Here is a 15,804-nt window from a genome sequence, read left to right as displayed (position 1 = left end):
AGCTCTTCCAATTTTGGCCAGAAGCCGATGACGGCTTCCTCGAATAGGCCTAATACATAGATGCAACGGGGCGGCAGTTTTTTTGAAAGCGGGTAGACAGTGGGGGCGAGTCCATACATAGGAGCTGGCTTGTCGAGTCGTCGCACCGCAGCGATGGTCGTTAACGATGACGCGTGCTCACTGGAATAACGCGTGGTCTATGCGTACTTCGCTTGCAAGCCAGCTCCTACAGGGGCGAAGGCGGTGTAAATGACACACCGCGTCGCCTGGTTCGCCGGCAAGCCTGGCTCCTACAGACCGCGTCGCTTGCTTCGCCAGCAAGCCGGCGTCTGCCGGAGGGGTGTTTGTCAGGAAGGTACAAAATCGTCTTTACCCAAGCTTTACGCTTCGCTGACCGCCGCTGACCTTGATCTGCGTAATCTGCACTCATCCGGAACGTACCGGGAACGAGACAAGGAGATTCACCATGCGCAAGACTCTTATCGCTCTGATGTTCGCTGCCGCCCTGCCGACCGTTGCCATGGCCATGCCTGAAGGTGCCGGCCCTATGGGCCCGATGGACGGCTCGCGCCACGGCGGTCAGATACACGGCATGCACGGCAAAGGCCCGTACAGCCAACTGGACCTGAGTCGCGAACAGCGCGAGCAGATCCGCAAGATCATGGGCGAGCAGATGCACGAGCGTAAGCAAGTGGTCGACAAGTACCTGGAAAAACTCTCGCCAGCCGACCAGAAAGCCATGAAAGACGAAATGGCCGCCAACCACAAGAAAGCCGAAGCCGACGTGCGTGCCCTGCTGAAACCGGATCAACAGAAGCAATTCGACGAGATCCAGAAGAAAAAGGCCGAGCGCCGCGCGGAATGGGCCGAGTTCAAGGCGTGGAAAGCGCAGCAACCGCAAAAAGCGCAATAATGCGTTAACGCCGGACCCAACGGCTAATACCGCTGGGTCCGGTGCTACCCGGTTTAAATTGTGGGAGCGGGCTTGCTCGCGAAAGCGGTGTGTCAGGCAAAGTATTGTTGACTGGCACCCCGCTTTCGCGAGCAAGCCCGCTCCCACATTGACTTGTGTTTGTTCGAGGATTTTTTGTGCGCTCATTGTTCTGGCGTATCCTGGCCAGCTTCTGGCTGGCCATCGCTCTGGTGGCGGGGCTGTCGATTCTGCTCGGGCACATGCTCAACCAGGACGCGTGGATTCTCAGCCGCCATCCAGGCCTCAATACCCTGGCCGAACAGTGGACGCAAACCTACGAAGCCCAGGGAGAGGAAGCAGCCCAGGAGCTTCTGCAACAACGCAAGCGCCAGTATCACATCGATGTTCAGGTGCTCAACGAGAGCGGCGATCCGGTGGTGCGCGGCACCTTCCCCCGCCGCGCGGCAGCCTTTGAAGCGCGGCAGAACAACGACGATCGCCGCCTGCCGTGGCGTCGTCTGACCGATGAGTACACCAGCGCAAAAACCGGTGACACTTATCTGCTGATCTATCGAATCCCGCACCCGGAACTGGACGCCTGGCACCGCGAAAGCCTGCTTTGGCCGTTGAGTGCATTAGGTATTGCGCTGGTGGTGCTGACCCTGTTCAGCCTGCTGGTGACCTTTTCGATCACCCGCCCGCTCAGCCGCCTGCGCGGTGCCGTGCATGACCTGGGGCAAACCACCTATCAACAGAACAGCCTGGTAAAACTGGCAAACCGGCGCGATGAGTTCGGCGTGCTGGCCAACGATTTCAACCGAATGGGCGCCCGCCTGCAAAGTCTGATCGGCAGTCAGCGGCAACTGTTGCGCGATGTATCCCACGAATTGCGCTCGCCCCTCACCCGACTGCGCATTGCGCTGGCCCTGGCCGAAAGGGCCAACCCCGAAGAACGGGAAAAACTCTGGCCACGCCTGACCCGTGAATGCGACCGGCTGGAAGCGCTGATCAGCGAAATCCTGGTGCTGGCGCGGGTCGATGCCGACAACGCCAGCGCCGAAGAGGTGGACCTGAATGCCTTGCTTAACACCCTGCAAAGAGATGCACAGCTGGGTTCGCCGGAGCAGAACGTGCGCCTTGAGGCCGAGCCGCAACTGAACCTCAAAGGCTGGCCGACCATGATCGAGCGCGCGGTGGACAACCTGCTGCGCAACGCCCAGCGCTTTAACCCCATAGGGCAATCGATAGAAATGCAGGCATCACGCCAGGGTGAGCGAATTGTCGTCAGTGTGCGCGACCATGGGCCCGGTGTGGAGGCCGAGCATTTGAGCCAGTTGGGTGAGCCGTTCTATCGGGCACCGGGACAGACTGCGGCGGGCCATGGCCTGGGGTTGGCGATTGCCCGTCGTGCGGCGGAGCGGCATGGCGGGAGCCTGGTACTGGCCAATCATCCGCAGGGTGGGTTCATTGCCAGCCTGGAATTACCGTTGGTGCCCGGCGCCGTAGTACAGCCGTAATCCCTGTGGGAGCGGGCTTGCCCGCGATGGCGGCGGCACATTCAACATCTCAGAGCCTGACACTACGCTATCGCGGGCAAGCCCGCTCCCACAGGTTTATCGGTTCCTCAGCGACTACCCGGCCAAGCGCTGACGAACTCGGCCAGATCAACTTTCTCCGCCACCCGCGGTTCTTTCTGCGGCGTGCCAAGGTAAAGAAACGCGATCACCTCTTCCCCTTCCGCCAATCCCAACCCTTTTGCCACATGCGGCGAATACGCCAGCTCACCGGTGCGCCATACCGCGCCAATCCCTTGCGCATAGGCCGCCAGCAAAATCCCGTGCGCCGCGCAACCCGCCGCCAGCAGTTGTTCGGACTTTGGATATTTGACGTGGTCCTGCAAACGCGCGATTACCACCACCACCAGCGGCGCACGCAGCGGACCGTTGCGCGCCTTGTCCAGCGCCGCCTCGGACACTTCGCTGTCCTGCAGCCTCGCCGCTTCGGCCAGCAACTCGCCCATCTGCTCGCGCGCCGCACCTTCGACCGTCAGGAAGCGCCAAGGCTGCAAGTGGCCATGGTCCGGCGCACGCATCGCGGCGGCAAACAGCACTTCGCGCTGCTCCGGGGTGGGTGCCGGTTCAAGCAGTCGTGGAACGGAAACACGGTTGAGCAAAGCGTCGAGAGCCTGCATCGGCCACCTCCTGAAAAAATGTTTGGCTATTCTAGCTGCAAGTGCGCAGACCCTGCCGGTTTACATGCCCTGCCCCGCAGGTAGAATGGCGCCCTTCCCACTTTCAGCCCGAGCGGACTTCATGGCGTTGCCGACCTTACGGATCATTGGTTTCATCATCGGCATCTTCCTGATCACGCTGGCCATCGCCATGGTCGTGCCCATGGCCACGCTGGTGATCTTCGAGCGCACCGGCGACCTGCCGTCGTTCCTCTGGGCGAGCATGATCACCTTTGTCGCCGGTCTGGCCCTGGTCATCCCCGGTCGCCCCGAGCACATTCACCTGCGCCCGCGGGACATGTACCTGCTGACCGTCAGCAGTTGGCTGGTGGTGTGCATTTTCGCCGCGCTGCCGTTTCTGCTGACCCAGCACATCAGCTACACCGACTCGTTCTTCGAGAGCATGTCCGGCATCACCGCCACCGGTGCGACGGTGCTCAATGGCCTGGACAACATGTCTCCCGGCATCCTGATGTGGCGCTCATTGCTGCACTGGATCGGCGGCATCGGCTTTATCGGCATGGCGGTAGCGATTCTGCCACTGCTGCGCATCGGTGGCATGCGCCTGTTCCAGACCGAGTCATCGGACCGTTCCGAAAAGGTCATGCCCCGTTCGCACATGGTGGCGCGCTTGATCGTTGCGGCCTACGTCGGCATTACCATTTTCGGCAGCCTGGCGTTCTGGTGGGCCGGGATGAGCCCGTTCGATGCGATCAACCACGCGATGTCGGCAATTTCCACCGGTGGTTTCTCGACCTCCGACCAGTCTTTGGCCAAGTGGCCGGAACCTGCGGTGCATTGGGTCGCGATCGTCATCATGATTCTCGGTGCCCTGCCGTTCACCCTGTATGTCGCCACGTTGCGCGGTAACCGTCGGGCGCTGATCAAGGATGAACAGGTTCAGGGGCTGCTCGGCATGTTGCTGGTGACCTGGCTGGTGCTCGGCACCTGGTACTGGTGGACCACTCAGCTGCATTGGCTCGAGGCGCTGCGGCATGTGGCGCTGAACGTGACTTCGGTAGTGACCACGACGGGTTTTGCGCTGGGGGACTACAGCCTGTGGGGAAATTTCTCGCTGATGCTGTTCTTCTACCTGGGCTTTATCGGCGGCTGCTCGGGCTCGACCGCTGGCGGGATCAAGATTTTCCGCTTCCAGGTCGCCTACATCCTGCTCAAGGCCAACCTTAACCAATTGATTCACCCGCGCGCGGTGATCAAGCAGAAATACAACGGTCATCGTCTCGACGAAGAGATCGTGCGCTCGATCCTGACCTTTTCGTTCTTCTTCGCCATCACCATCTGCGTGATCGCACTGCTGCTGTCGCTGCTTGGCGTTGACTGGATGACCGCCCTCACCGGCGCGGCCAGCACCGTGTCCGGTGTCGGTCCGGGGCTGGGCGAGACCATCGGCCCGGCAGGTAACTTCGCGTCTCTGCCGGACGCCGCCAAATGGATTCTCTCGTTCGGCATGTTGCTGGGTCGACTTGAGATCATTACGGTATTTGTCCTGTGTATACCGGCGTTCTGGCGTCATTGACCGGGTTCGGCGTTTCCATCAGCCGCACCCGGAACTCGCCGGGGGTGGCATCGAACCAGCGTCGAAACGCACGGAAGAAGTTGCTCGGATCGGCGAACCCCAACAGGTAGGCAATCTCCAGCAGGGTCATGCTCGGCTGCGCCAGATACTGCTCCGCCAGTTCGCGCCGGGTGTCGTCCAACAGCGCCTGAAAACTCGTGCCCTCTTCCTGCAGGCGTCGCTGCAAGGTCCGTTGCGACAGGTGCAGCGTCTGCGCCACGGTATCGCGCTTGGGTTCGCCCTGGGGCAGCAACCGGCACAACACCTGCCGCGCCTTGTGGGTCACCCGGCTTTCAGAGAACCGCGCCAGGTATTCGCCGGCAAACCGGTCATGCAGCCGCGCCATCGCCTCGTTGGCGGTCGGCAGCGGCGCTTCCATATCGACGCGCTCGAAGATCAACGCGTCATACGGTGCGTTGAACACCATCGGCGCGTGGAAGGCTTGATTATAGGGTTTGAGATCGATGGGCTCATCGCCCTGCAGCAGCACCTTGCGCGGCTGCAGGATTCGCCCGGTCAACCAGCCACACAGCGCCAGCGCACAGGCCAATGACGCTTCGGCGCTCTGCCGGGTCGGCGGCAGATGGTCGCCATGGACCGTCAGAATCAGCGCGTAACCCTCATCCAGCAAGCGGAAACTCAGGTCGGCGCTTTCGGCGATGATCCGCTGATAACGTACCAGCCGCTGAAAACCTTCGGCCAGGGTCTGGCTGGACATCAGGGCATAGCCCGCCACATGAAAGGAGGCCGGCCGCACCACTTTGCCCATGTTCAGGCCAATCGCCGGGTTGCCGGACAGCTCGACCGCACGCTGCCACAGGCGTGTCATGGAATCTTGCGGGAAGCGCGCGTCCGGATCATCCAAGGCCGCGTAGTCGAGTCCCAGCTGTTCGAACAGAACCCGGCAATCCAGGCCGTCCATTTCCAGCGCCTTGACAATCCCCATTGCCCAGGTTGCAGATGTCGTTCGTTCGCTCATGGCGTTTTCTTACATGATGAGCCGCATGCTACGGCCAAAGTCCGAAGGATATTAAAGTGGCGCCCATTGTCACTGTCTGACGCCAATGTTCACTCTAGACTTAAATAAGCTACCCGCAGCACAACGTGCAGTCAGAACAGAGATCGCAGTCCGCTTTACAGCCTGCTCGGCGATTTCGTCATGTACCGGGATATGATCCTGGGTCGCGTGCCGTTCCAGGTGCAAACAGTCGAAAGAGGACAACCGATGAATGCCAACGCCCGTTTCACCCACATGAAGGACGGCACGCAGGAAGACTGGGCGATCATCGCCGCAGACTTCAGTGCCTACGCCCGACAACTGCCGACGCGGATTGTGGCGCACCTGAAATTGCTGGAGGGTGATTTCGGCGGCTTCCCGGTGGATCGTCTGACCCACTCCCTGCAAACCGCCACCCGCGCCTGGCGCGATGGTCGCGACGAAGAATACGTGGTCTGCGCCCTGCTTCACGACATCGGTGACACCCTGGGTTCCTACAACCATCCGGACATCGCCGCGGCCATCCTCAAGCCGTTCGTTAGCGCCGAGCATCTGTGGATGGTGGAAAAGCACGGAATTTTCCAGGGTTATTACTTCTTCCATCACCTGGGCATGGATCGGTATTTGCGCGAGCAATTCAGCGGGCATCCGCAGTATCAGGCGACGATCGAATTCTGCGCCAGGTATGACGCGGCGGCGTTTGATCCGGCGTACGACACACTGCCGTTGAGCTTCTTCGAGCCGATGATGGAGCGGTTGTTTGCGCAGCCGAAGCAATCGATTTACAAGGCGGCGATGGCAGAGCATTCGCCCGCCTGACAGATCCAGAGTGTCTGATCTGGCCCCTTCGCGAGCAAGCCCGCTCCCACATTGATCTCCTGTGGACACAATATTTGTGGCCACCACCGATCAAATGTGGGAGCGGGCTTGCTCGCGAAGGGGCCTCCACTGACACCGTTACCCTTAAGCCGGCTCGGCGATTTTCACCGCCTTCAACTGCGCCTCCCGCGCTTGGGCATCCGCCAACCGATACAACTGGATCGAGCCATCCCAATGCTCGATCAACGCCGTGCACGACTCCACCCAATCCCCGCAATTGAGGTAATCCACCTCGCCCACCTTGCGAATCTCGGCATGGTGAATGTGCCCGCACACCACGCCATGCAGTCCGCGCTTGACGCATTCGTGGGCAATGGCTTGTTCAAAATCGCTGATGAAGCTGACTGCGGTCTTCACCTTGTGCTTGAGATACGCCGACAACGACCAGTAGCCATAGCCATAACGGGCGCGCCAATGATTGAGCCAGCGGTTGAGGGTCAGGGTGAATTCGTAGGCCCAGTCGCCAAGAAAGGCCAGCCAGCGGTGGTACCGGGTGATCACATCGAACTGGTCGCCATGGATCACCAGCAAATGACGGCCATCGGCGGTGACGTGCACGGCTTCGTCCACCAACTGGATGTTGCCCAGGATCAGCGTCGAGTAACGGCGCAGGAACTCATCATGGTTGCCGGTGACGTAAATCACCTCGGTGCCGCGCTTGCTCATGGTCAACAGGCGACGAATCACATTGGTGTGTGCCTGGGGCCAGTACATGCCGCCGCGCAGTTTCCAGCCGTCGATGATGTCGCCGACCAGGTAGACCTTGTCCGCATGGTAGCCCTTGAGAAACTGCGACAGGTGTTCGGCCTGGCAATCCCGGGTGCCCAGATGCACATCGGAAATCCACAAGGTACGCACACGTTGCTTGCGACTGGGTCTGGCGAACTCGGCGCTGGTCATGGGCAACCCTCTGCAATTGTTTGGGCAAGCTTGCCCCGGCCGGATTAATGGCCCATGACAATGGCGAGTCAGTCCTGTGACAGCCGCTCGCGAGCGCCCTCGGTGTAGACTGGCGACCTTGATAGGGAGACCTGCGATGAGACCGATCCTCACGCTACGCCAGTACAGCGACGACCTGATCGTCCATAGCCACGACCACGCGCAACTGGTGTTCGGGCTGTCGGGCGCGCTGGATTTCGAGGTCGATGGGCATGGCAGCCAGGTGGTGCAACAGAGTTTCGTGGTGGTGCCGTCCGGTTTTCACCATGCCTGCGGCAGCGCCAATGGTAGCCGTTGCCTGGTGCTGGATGTGCCAGGCGATGACTGGGTCTTGCAGTCAATGGGCGATCACGCGCAAGCCAGCCGTCGTTTGCTCGACAATGCCGGGCGCCTGCCGCTGGATGCCGGGCAAAGCCAACTGGTGAACTGGCTGGCGGCCAGCCAGGTCAGTGATCCTCTGATCGCGCAACAGGGTGCAGTGCTGTTGCTGGCCAGCCTCAACCATGCCAAACCGGAGGTCGTGGGCGGTCGGCGCCTGCCCTATGCGGCGCTGAATGCACATATCGATCAGTCTGCAGCCTACCCGCTGCAAGTCGCCGACCTGGCGCGTATCGCCGGGTTGTCCAGCGCCCGGTTGCATGCGCGGTTCGTTGCCGAATGCGGGCAGACCCCGATGGACTATATCCGCAGCCGACGATTGCACATGGCCGTGGGCATGCTGCGGGATTCGGCGCTGCCCATCGGCGAGATTGCCAGTCGGGTCGGCTACAGCTCGCAGAGTGCCTTCGCGGCCGCGGTGCTGCGCGAATTTGGCGCCTCGCCTGGCAAATTGCGGCGCGAGGCTGGCGACAAAAAACGATAGTTTGCCGACAGACACCGTTGCCTTCATACGATTCAATGCGGGTTCACTACGTTCATCAAGGATTGCAATGACTCCCCGTACCGCCCTTGGCGCCCTGCATATCGGCGCACTGATGTTTGGCCTGACCGGTGTGTTCGGCAAACTCGCCGCCGCCTCCCCCGCCGTCATCGTTTTCGGGCGTGCCGCATTTGCCGTACTTGCGCTGGCATTTTTTGCGCGGTTTGCCAGCCATACGCGCTGGTTGAAACTTGAGGCCCTGGACTGGCGCCGGTTGTCGCTCAGCGGCCTGCTGCTGGCCGGGCATTGGGTCAGTTTTTTCATTGCAGTGAAGGTCGCCGGCGTGGCGATCGCTACCCTGGGCTTTGCCAGTTTCCCGGCGTTTACCGTAATCCTCGAAGGGCTGATCTTTCGCGAGCGGATTCGCGCCAACGAAATCCTGCTGGTGGTGCTGGTGAGTGTCGGGCTGGTGCTGGTCACGCCGGACTTCGATCTGGCCAGCGGCGCCACCATCGGCCTGCTCTGGGCGGTGGCTTCCGGCTTGCTGTTTGCCCTGCTGTCGTTGACCAACCGCGCCAGCTCCGGGCGCATCCCGCCGGTGCAGGCGGCGCTGTGTCAGAACGTGGTCGTCGCGCTGTGCCTGCTGCCGGTGGCGGCACCGCAGTTGAGTGAGGTGCGCGCCCTCGACTGGCTGTGGATCGGTCTGCTCGGGGTGTTCTGCACCGGCGTCGCTCACAGCCTGTTCGTCGCCAGCCTGGCGGTGATCAAGGCACGAACCGCCGCGGTGGTGTTCGCTATGGAGCCGGTTTACGGGATCACCATGGCCTGGGTGCTGTTCGATGAAAACCCGACGCTGCGCATGCTGATCGGCGGAGCGCTGATCATCGTTGCGATCGTGGCGTCCAGCCGGCTCGCGGGTAGTTCAGGCAAAAAGACCGTTGCGACACAAGCCCCGTCTCACTGAGTGCGGTCGTTGTGCCCCAGGTCGCGGTCCGGATCGATCCGGTCGCGGACCCGCTGCTTGAGCACCTTGGCCTCGGGGAAACCGCCGTCGGTCTTGCGCTCCCAGATTTGCACCTCGTCACAAAAAATGTGAAAGACCCCACCGGTGCCGGGTACCAGGGACACTTTGCCCAGGTCATCGCCAAAGGTACTGAGCAGTTCCTGGGCCAGCCAGGCCGCGCGCAACAGCCATTGGCATTGCGTGCAATAAGTGATGACGATTTCCGGTTTATGCGCGGTCATGATGGGCAGGATTCCTGAGCCAGAGGGCGTCGCTATCATAGCCGGCTTTATCGTTCGCCCTGTAGGAGCCGGCTTGCTGGCGATGGGATTACTGCGGTCTTACAGATAGACCGCAGTGATGCCATCGCCAGCAAGCCGGCTCCTACAGGTCTTTTGACCTTCAACGGATGCCGGCCAACAAACTCCGGGCGGTCTGTTTGAGTGGCTCGTCGCCGTCCTTGAGTAACTCGTTGAGCAATTCGATGGCGCTGTCCAGGTCGCCGTCATCGATGCAGGTCTGGGCCTGTTCCAGTTTGCCGGCATTACTCGGTTCGGACAGTTCGAGATCGATCGACTCAGCATTCAACGGTTCAAGCTGCAACGACAGGCCGGAATCAGCGAATTCGTCGAGAAAGTCGTCATCCAGAGGTTGTGCATCAGGTTCGGCCACCCACTCGAACTCGGGTTCGCCCAGCGTCGGCTCGTCAGGCATTTCGAACACATCGGGCAAGATATGCAGATTCGAGGTAAATTCAGGCTCGTGGATGCGTGACGCCTCATTCGGGGATTCGGCGGCGGGCGGTGAATGGTCGAAGGGGCTGATCAGGTCCCAGTTCGAATCCATCGACAGGTCATCCAGGTTCAACTGGAACTCATCGCTGGCGGCGACAGCCTGGGGCTGCGCAACCGCGGGCGGCGTGATAGAGGGTGCGATGGCCAAGGCGGCGACGGTGCGCAGTTTCGGATAACGCTCACGAATTTCTTCAAGCTTCCGCGGGTCGAACCCAGCGTCACGCAGGCTGTTTTCCTGCGTTTCATAGGCGGGCACGTCACCCTGTTGGCCCAGAACTTCCAGCAGTTGCACGGCCAGATCGGTGCGGTTCGGGTCCTTGAGCAACGCCTCTCTCAACAAACCGGCCGCTTCGGAAAAACGGCCATAGGCCAGATAAATGCCGACCCCTTCGAGCACATCACCCGCCGACGACGCTTCGCCCTGTCCGGATGCCGAAGCAGGCGGCTGCGCTTCCCGATTCAGCACCGGCTCGTGCCGTGACGGCAAAACGGCTAACGACTCAGGTACTGCCTGAAGCTGCTGGCGCTGACGGCGAACGAACAATCCGAGCAACCCCAGGGCCACCAGCAACAGCAACCCGAAGATCAGCGGCAAGTGAGTCGTCTCGATCCTTTCAGCAACCACCGGCGCTGGAGCCGCGGCGTCTGGCGCAACAGGCTCCACCGAAGCCTGTTTGACTTGCGCCAATTGAGTCTGCAACTCGGTGACCTGTTTTTTCTGGCCGGCAATGTGCTCGTTTTGCGCCTGCAATTGTGCATTCAGCTCATCGATCGTGGTTTGCAACGCCTGGTTCTTCAGGACGCTGACGGCCAGTTGCTCGGCAACAGGATCATTGACAGGCGCGGCAGCAGGTTGATCGACCCGCGGGGTCGGCGGCTTTTTGCTCTTCACCGCCGGTGGCACCGCAACGGCCGGCTCGACACTCGGGAAGGCGGACGATTGCGGGCTGGCAACCGGTTCGTCAGCCACCGGGACAATCCCCGGTGAGCCCGGCGGGTCGATCAATACCGTGTACTCGCGCAGCACGCGTCCGTTGGGCTGATTGAGCTGCACCAGGAAATTGAGGAAGGGTTCATTGACCGGCTTGTTGGAGCTCACCCGGATCAACCTGTGGTTACCGCGCAGGATCGGCGTGAACTTCAGATCGTTGAGGAAGAACACCCGATCAACGCCAGCGCGGCTGAATTCTTCTGCCGTCGCCAGGCTGACCGACAACTCGCCCTCCTGCAGACCCGCGGCGTCCATCAGGGCGATGTCGGCACGCAGCGGCTGATTCAGCGCCGAATGCAGGGTGATTTCGCCCAAGCCCAGCGCGGGCGCCAATGCCGAGTAGGAAACAGCACCACCGACCAGCAGCAGCCTGGTGCAACACCGCAATACCACGTACAAACTCTCGAGCATGAGCATCCCTTGGATAACCGGAACCAACCTTGTACGTGTTCGCACATCCGGTACGAACACGAGAGTGCCGACTAGTTCTTTATAGTCTGCCCAATGGAGTATCTCAAAAGTCCGGCACGCGGTTACGCCTCAAGATTTTTCCAGGTTGGCCAGTATGTGTCCGTGCACCCGCATGCAGATTTTCAGATCCGCTTCATCAACGCCATCGAACAGTTCGTGGCGCAACTGGTTGGCAATGGTTTCAATTTGTTCGATCAGGGGACGGGCCGGGGCACAGAGGACGATTTTTTTTGCCCGGCGATCTTCCAGCACCGATTGACGTTGCACCAGTCCCTGGCTTTCCAGGCTGTCGAGCAAACGGGCCAGGGTCGGCCCTTCGACGCCGACGCTTTGCGCCAGTTCGCGCTGGGTGGGTGCATTGTCGAAACGCGCCAGGTGCAGCAGCACCAGCCAGCGTGCCTGGGACAGTCCGAGCCCGGCCAGTCGACGGTCCAGTTCGGCCCGCCAGCCGCGCGACATCTGGGCCAGTTGCATGCCAAAGCGGTGTTGATCGGTGAACGGCATAAAACACTCATGATTAGACTAAAATAGAGAAAAACTAATTATTAGTCAGCTAAGCATGACCGTTGGCTATAGGCAAGGGTTGCTCTGTACTGAATCGTTACCGCCCGTTCATTCAGATTTCGAATTCCGACTGAAGAGCGGCACGAACACAATACAAGACACCTTCCGGCACTCGCCCGGCGAATAGCGCGCCAATCTCCGACACAGGTGGCAATTCGCCCTCACCGTCAAGGAATGCGTCCTGGACTTCGCCCATCAAGTCTTCGGGTAGATCCAGCGCCTGTTCCAGCGACAACTGCTGCTTGCCAATCGCTTCGGCGAGCATGGTGTAGACGTTCTTTTCCGAGCATTGCAGTTGACCGGCGATCTGCAGCGGGGTCATGCCGGCCCGCGCCAGGGTGATCAGCTCATGGCGTACGTCGGCCACCACTTTCGGCGCCTCGACCTGGCCGCCAAGCACGTCGAGGAAGGCCTCGCCATAACGTTCCAGTTTGCGTGCACCGACGCCGCTGACCGTGGCCATCGCCGCCAGCGAGGTCGGCTGGCTGCGCAGCATTTCCAGCAGCGTCGAGTCGGGGAAGATGACGTACGGCGGCACACCATGTTCTTCGGCGAGTTTGCGACGCAGGGCGCGCAAGGCTTCCCACTGTTCGCGTTCTTCGCCGCGAACCAGCTGGCTCGCCTGGCTCTTGCTGCTTTTGGCAGTGGTTTGCGGCTTGAGGTCGCGGCGCAGTTCCAGGGTCACTTCGCCCTTGAGCAATGGCCGGCAGCTGTCACTCAGGCGCAAGCCGCCGTAGCCTTCGAGGTCGATGTCGGCCAGGCCGCGGGCAACCAGCTGGCGGAACAGGGAGCGCCATTCACCTTCGGCCATCGCCTTGCCGACACCGTAGACCGACAGGTGCTGATGACCGATGCCGCGGACCTTTTCGTTGTCCTTGCCCAGCAGTACGTCCACCAGATGCCCGACGCCATAGCGCTGGCCGGTGCGGTAGATCGCCGAGAGCGCCTGGCGGGCCGGCTCGGTGGCGTCCCAGGTCTGTACGCCGTCGACGCAGTTGTCGCAATGGCCGCAGGGCTCGGGCATGTCCTCGTCGAAATAGGCCAGCAGCGTCTGGCGGCGGCAGCGGGTTTCTTCGCAGAGCGAGAGCATCGCGTCGAGCTTGTGCTGCTCCAGACGCTTGTGGCGTTCGTCGCCCTCGGAGTTCTGCAACATCTGCTTGAGCATCACCACGTCTTGCAGGCCGTAGGCCATCCAGGCATCTGCTGGCAGACCGTCACGGCCGCCGCGACCGGTTTCCTGGTAATAAGCCTCAAGGGATTTGGGCAAATCGAGGTGAGCGACGAAGCGCACGTTGGGTTTATCGATGCCCATGCCGAATGCCACGGTGGCGACCATGATCAGGCCTTCCTCGTTGAGGAAGCGTTTCTGGTGGTGAGCCCGGGTATCGTTGGGCAGACCGGCGTGATAGGGCAGCGCCGGGAACCCTTGTTCGCTGAGGAACACCGCGACTTCGTCGACCTTCTTGCGCGACAGGCAATAGACGATGCCGGCATCGCTGCGCCGTTCGGCCAGGAACGCCAGCAATTGCTTGCGCGGCTGCTCCTTGGGCACGATGCGGTAGAAAATGTTCGGGCGATCGAAACTCGAGAGGAACCGTTCAGCGTCCTGCAGATGCAGGCGATCGACGATTTCTTCCCGGGTGCGCTTGTCGGCGGTCGCGGTCAGGGCGATGCGCGGGACATGGGGGAACAGCTCCGCCAGCTGGCCCAGTTGCAGGTATTCGCGGCGGAAGTCGTGGCCCCACTGGGACACGCAATGCGCTTCATCAATGGCGAACAGGGCGATTTCAAGGCTTTGCAGGAACGCCAGCATGCGCGGCTGAACCAGGCGCTCGGGCGCAAGATAAAGCATCTTCACTTCACCGCGCTTGATCCGGGCGGCCAGATCCCGTTGCTGCTCGGCGCTCAGTGTGGAATTCAGTGCAGCCGCGGCGACACCCAGCTCTTCGAGGGTCGCGACCTGATCGTCCATCAGCGCGATCAGCGGCGAGACCACCACCGCCAGACCTTCGCGCAGCAGTGCCGGCACCTGGAAGCACAGGGACTTGCCGCCACCGGTAGGCATCAGCACCAGGGCGTCGCCGCCGCTGGCCACGCGCTCAATGATTGCACCCTGGCGGCCACGGAAACTGTCGTAGCCGAAGATGTCCTTGAGGACGCGTTGAGCCTGTTCGAGCATAAAAACTCCAGAAATCACCAAAAACATCCCTGCAAGACTGGTCCAGAACCACGCAGGCTGCACTGACGAATAGTAAGTGCGCATTGCATGACGCTTCACATCTCAGCCGTGGCGCCAGCAGGGCATCACAAAACGCGCGAGTATACCCGAGCGCTGTCTGGCAAAGGGCACCGCTTATAAGACACACGAATGCCGATGCAACACAAAACCTGTGAGAGCGAGCTTGCTCGCGATAGCGGCAGGCCAGTCAATATTGATAGTGAATGTAACGCCGCCATCGCGAGCAAGCTCGCTCCCACAGGGATAGCGGTGCTCCATGAGGTCCCAGGGGTGCAAATATGCCGCGCGGCTGGCCCAAGCGCTCAAGAAGGCCTAGAATTCCCGCATCTGTTTAATTCCCCAAGGTAGCCCTTTAATGTCCTTCGCTGAGCAACTAACCCGCCTGCAAGTCTTCCTCGACGCCGACGAACTGCATGACGAGGCGCTGGACTACGTGGCCGCCCACGGCTACCTCACCGCGCTGTCGATCTGCTCCGAAATCGTTCCCGACCGGGAGTGGATCGACGCGCTCTTCGCCGAAGAGCCGCATTACGCCGACGACACCGAGCGTGAAGCGATCGAAACCACCCTGCTGGCCCTCAAGGCTCACATCGCTCGCCAACTGGCGTCCGATGAAGAGTTCGAGCTGCCTTGCGATCTGGACCTGGGCGAAGAGCCGGATGATTCCGACTTGCGCGGCTGGTGCATCGGTTTCATGGAAGGCGTGTTCCTGCGCGAAGCGGCCTGGTTCGAAACCGCCGAAGACGAAGTCAGCGAAATGCTGCTGCCGATCATGGTCGGTTCGGGTCTGTTCGACGAACAGCCTGAGTTCGAAGACATCGCCAAAGACGCCAACCTGATGGACGACATGATCGTGCAGATCCCGGAAGCCCTGACCGCGCTGTACCTGCTGTGCCAAGCGCCAGACGAAAAACCGGCGATCCTCAAGCCACGTCACCACTAAGGTTTTGCCTATGGACAACCCCATAGGCAACCGCTCCTTGATGTTGCGTTACGTGCTGCTGGCCATCGGCTGGTTGAGCGTAGCGCTGGGGGTGATCGGGATTTTCCTGCCGGTGTTGCCCACCACGCCCTTCCTGCTGCTGGCGGCGGCCTGTTTCGCCCGCAGTTCCCCGCGTTTTTACCATTGGCTGGTGGAGCACCCGCGGCTTGGGCCCTGGATTCGCAACTACCTCGACGGTAATGGCATCCCGCTCAAGGGCAAGGTGTATGCCATCGGCTTGATGTGGGCGAGCATCCTGCTGTCCTGTTACCTGGTGCCGCTGCCCTGGGCACGCGGGTTCATGCTGACCAGCGCGGTGCTGGTGACGGTTTATATTCTTTGGCAGAAGACCCTGCACAAATCCTGA

General features: G+C 61.0%; 15 protein-coding genes and 1 pseudogene. 9 read left to right on the top strand and 7 right to left on the bottom strand.

Annotation, left to right across the window (positions count from 1 at the left end):
• Positions 1-466 precede the first annotated feature (466 nt).
• Positions 467-913 (top strand): Spy/CpxP family protein refolding chaperone, encoded by a 447-nt coding sequence (locus tag F8N80_RS29930; RefSeq protein WP_150785279.1) that lies wholly within the window; start codon positions 467-469, stop codon positions 911-913.
• A 176-nt stretch (positions 914-1,089) separates the two neighbouring features.
• Complete coding sequence (locus tag F8N80_RS29925) at positions 1,090-2,430, top strand: sensor histidine kinase (RefSeq protein ID WP_150785278.1); 1,341 nt, start codon at positions 1,090-1,092, stop codon at positions 2,428-2,430.
• Positions 2,431-2,537: 107 nt separating this feature from the next.
• Here F8N80_RS29925 and F8N80_RS29920 read toward each other — a convergent pair whose 3' ends face one another.
• Positions 2,538-3,104, bottom strand: a complete 567-nt coding sequence (locus F8N80_RS29920; protein ID WP_150749093.1) for an NAD(P)H nitroreductase — start codon at positions 3,102-3,104, stop codon at positions 2,538-2,540.
• Positions 3,105-3,225: 121 nt separating this feature from the next.
• On the opposite strand from F8N80_RS29920, the gene F8N80_RS29915 reads away from it, so the two are divergent.
• A complete protein-coding gene (locus F8N80_RS29915) occupies positions 3,226-4,680 on the top strand; it encodes a TrkH family potassium uptake protein (RefSeq protein WP_150749092.1) in 1,455 nt (484 codons plus the stop codon).
• Here the strand turns inward: F8N80_RS29915 and F8N80_RS29910 are convergent.
• Complete coding sequence (locus F8N80_RS29910; protein WP_224790777.1) at positions 4,637-5,698, bottom strand: AraC family transcriptional regulator; 1,062 nt, start codon at positions 5,696-5,698, stop codon at positions 4,637-4,639. The genes F8N80_RS29915 and F8N80_RS29910 overlap by 44 nt on opposite strands.
• A gap of 150 nt (positions 5,699-5,848) precedes the next feature.
• On the opposite strand from F8N80_RS29910, the pseudogene F8N80_RS31815 reads away from it, so the two are divergent.
• Positions 5,849-5,914 (top strand): annotated as a pseudogene (locus tag F8N80_RS31815) (DUF962 domain-containing protein); the annotation flags it as partial.
• A gap of 30 nt (positions 5,915-5,944) precedes the next feature.
• Positions 5,945-6,535, top strand: coding sequence for an HD domain-containing protein (locus tag F8N80_RS29905; RefSeq protein ID WP_150749091.1), 591 nt, complete (start codon positions 5,945-5,947; stop codon positions 6,533-6,535).
• A 144-nt stretch (positions 6,536-6,679) separates the two neighbouring features.
• On the opposite strand, the gene F8N80_RS29900 is transcribed toward F8N80_RS29905, so the two are convergent.
• Positions 6,680-7,495: a UDP-2,3-diacylglucosamine diphosphatase gene (locus F8N80_RS29900; protein WP_150749090.1), complete on the bottom strand. Its 816-nt coding sequence runs from the start codon at positions 7,493-7,495 to the stop codon at positions 6,680-6,682.
• 136 nt (positions 7,496-7,631) lie between these two features.
• Between F8N80_RS29900 and F8N80_RS29895 the strand changes: the two genes are divergently transcribed.
• Both F8N80_RS29895 and F8N80_RS29890 read left to right on the top strand, forming a co-directional pair.
• Positions 7,632-8,396 carry a helix-turn-helix transcriptional regulator gene (locus tag F8N80_RS29895; RefSeq protein WP_150749089.1) on the top strand — a complete coding sequence of 255 codons (765 nt, stop codon included), beginning with the start codon at positions 7,632-7,634 and terminating at the stop codon, positions 8,394-8,396.
• Between the two features lie 67 nt (positions 8,397-8,463).
• Positions 8,464-9,357, top strand: a complete 894-nt coding sequence (locus F8N80_RS29890; protein ID WP_150749204.1) for a DMT family transporter — start codon at positions 8,464-8,466, stop codon at positions 9,355-9,357.
• Here F8N80_RS29890 and F8N80_RS29885 read toward each other — a convergent pair.
• The 4 genes from F8N80_RS29885 to recQ all read right to left on the bottom strand — a co-directional run bounded on the left by F8N80_RS29885 (position 9,351) and on the right by recQ (position 14,395).
• Entirely contained in the window at positions 9,351-9,638 is a 288-nt protein-coding gene (locus F8N80_RS29885; RefSeq protein WP_150749203.1) for a SelT/SelW/SelH family protein, read from the bottom strand. The two genes, F8N80_RS29890 and F8N80_RS29885, sit on opposite strands and share 7 nt — an antisense overlap.
• Positions 9,639-9,798: 160 nt before the next feature.
• Positions 9,799-11,592, bottom strand: a complete 1,794-nt coding sequence (locus F8N80_RS29880) for a FimV/HubP family polar landmark protein (RefSeq protein ID WP_150785277.1) — start codon at positions 11,590-11,592, stop codon at positions 9,799-9,801.
• A 129-nt stretch (positions 11,593-11,721) separates the two neighbouring features.
• Positions 11,722-12,156, bottom strand: a complete 435-nt coding sequence (locus tag F8N80_RS29875) for a MarR family transcriptional regulator (protein ID WP_150748464.1) — start codon at positions 12,154-12,156, stop codon at positions 11,722-11,724.
• A gap of 112 nt (positions 12,157-12,268) precedes the next feature.
• Positions 12,269-14,395 carry a DNA helicase RecQ gene (gene recQ, locus F8N80_RS29870; RefSeq protein ID WP_150748463.1) on the bottom strand — a complete coding sequence of 709 codons (2,127 nt, stop codon included), beginning with the start codon at positions 14,393-14,395 and terminating at the stop codon, positions 12,269-12,271.
• A gap of 415 nt (positions 14,396-14,810) precedes the next feature.
• Here recQ and F8N80_RS29860 point away from each other — a divergent pair, with 415 nt between their 5' ends.
• Positions 14,811-15,398 carry a UPF0149 family protein gene (locus F8N80_RS29860; RefSeq protein WP_150748462.1) on the top strand — a complete coding sequence of 196 codons (588 nt, stop codon included), beginning with the start codon at positions 14,811-14,813 and terminating at the stop codon, positions 15,396-15,398.
• Between the two features lie 10 nt (positions 15,399-15,408).
• Positions 15,409-15,804, top strand: a complete 396-nt coding sequence (locus tag F8N80_RS29855; protein ID WP_150748461.1) for a YbaN family protein — start codon at positions 15,409-15,411, stop codon at positions 15,802-15,804.

It is taken from the genome of Pseudomonas fluorescens (genome assembly GCF_902497995.1).
Taxonomy (GTDB): domain Bacteria; phylum Pseudomonadota; class Gammaproteobacteria; order Pseudomonadales; family Pseudomonadaceae; genus Aquipseudomonas; species Aquipseudomonas fluorescens_BK.
The sequence above is the reverse complement of the archived record's forward strand: the minus strand, read 5'-3'. Positions and strand labels throughout refer to the sequence as shown.

Bases quoted from the DNA above. Each gene is read 5' to 3' on its own strand.
- F8N80_RS29930 (WP_150785279.1), top strand. From the start codon at position 467: ATGCGCAAGACTCTTATCGCTCTGATGTTCGCTGCCGCCCTGCCGACC.
- F8N80_RS29920 (WP_150749093.1), bottom strand. From the start codon at position 3,104: ATGCAGGCTCTCGACGCTTTGCTCAACCGTGTTTCCGTTCCACGACTG.
- F8N80_RS29915 (WP_150749092.1), top strand. From the start codon at position 3,226: ATGGCGTTGCCGACCTTACGGATCATTGGTTTCATCATCGGCATCTTC.
- F8N80_RS29910 (WP_224790777.1), bottom strand. From the start codon at position 5,698: ATGAGCGAACGAACGACATCTGCAACCTGGGCAATGGGGATTGTCAAG.
- F8N80_RS29905 (WP_150749091.1), top strand. From the start codon at position 5,945: ATGAATGCCAACGCCCGTTTCACCCACATGAAGGACGGCACGCAGGAA.
- F8N80_RS29900 (WP_150749090.1), bottom strand. From the start codon at position 7,495: ATGACCAGCGCCGAGTTCGCCAGACCCAGTCGCAAGCAACGTGTGCGT.
- F8N80_RS29895 (WP_150749089.1), top strand. From the start codon at position 7,632: ATGAGACCGATCCTCACGCTACGCCAGTACAGCGACGACCTGATCGTC.
- F8N80_RS29890 (WP_150749204.1), top strand. From the start codon at position 8,464: ATGACTCCCCGTACCGCCCTTGGCGCCCTGCATATCGGCGCACTGATG.
- F8N80_RS29885 (WP_150749203.1), bottom strand. From the start codon at position 9,638: ATGACCGCGCATAAACCGGAAATCGTCATCACTTATTGCACGCAATGC.
- F8N80_RS29880 (WP_150785277.1), bottom strand. From the start codon at position 11,592: ATGCTCGAGAGTTTGTACGTGGTATTGCGGTGTTGCACCAGGCTGCTG.
- F8N80_RS29875 (WP_150748464.1), bottom strand. From the start codon at position 12,156: ATGCCGTTCACCGATCAACACCGCTTTGGCATGCAACTGGCCCAGATG.
- recQ (WP_150748463.1), bottom strand. From the start codon at position 14,395: ATGCTCGAACAGGCTCAACGCGTCCTCAAGGACATCTTCGGCTACGAC.
- F8N80_RS29860 (WP_150748462.1), top strand. From the start codon at position 14,811: ATGTCCTTCGCTGAGCAACTAACCCGCCTGCAAGTCTTCCTCGACGCC.
- F8N80_RS29855 (WP_150748461.1), top strand. From the start codon at position 15,409: ATGGACAACCCCATAGGCAACCGCTCCTTGATGTTGCGTTACGTGCTG.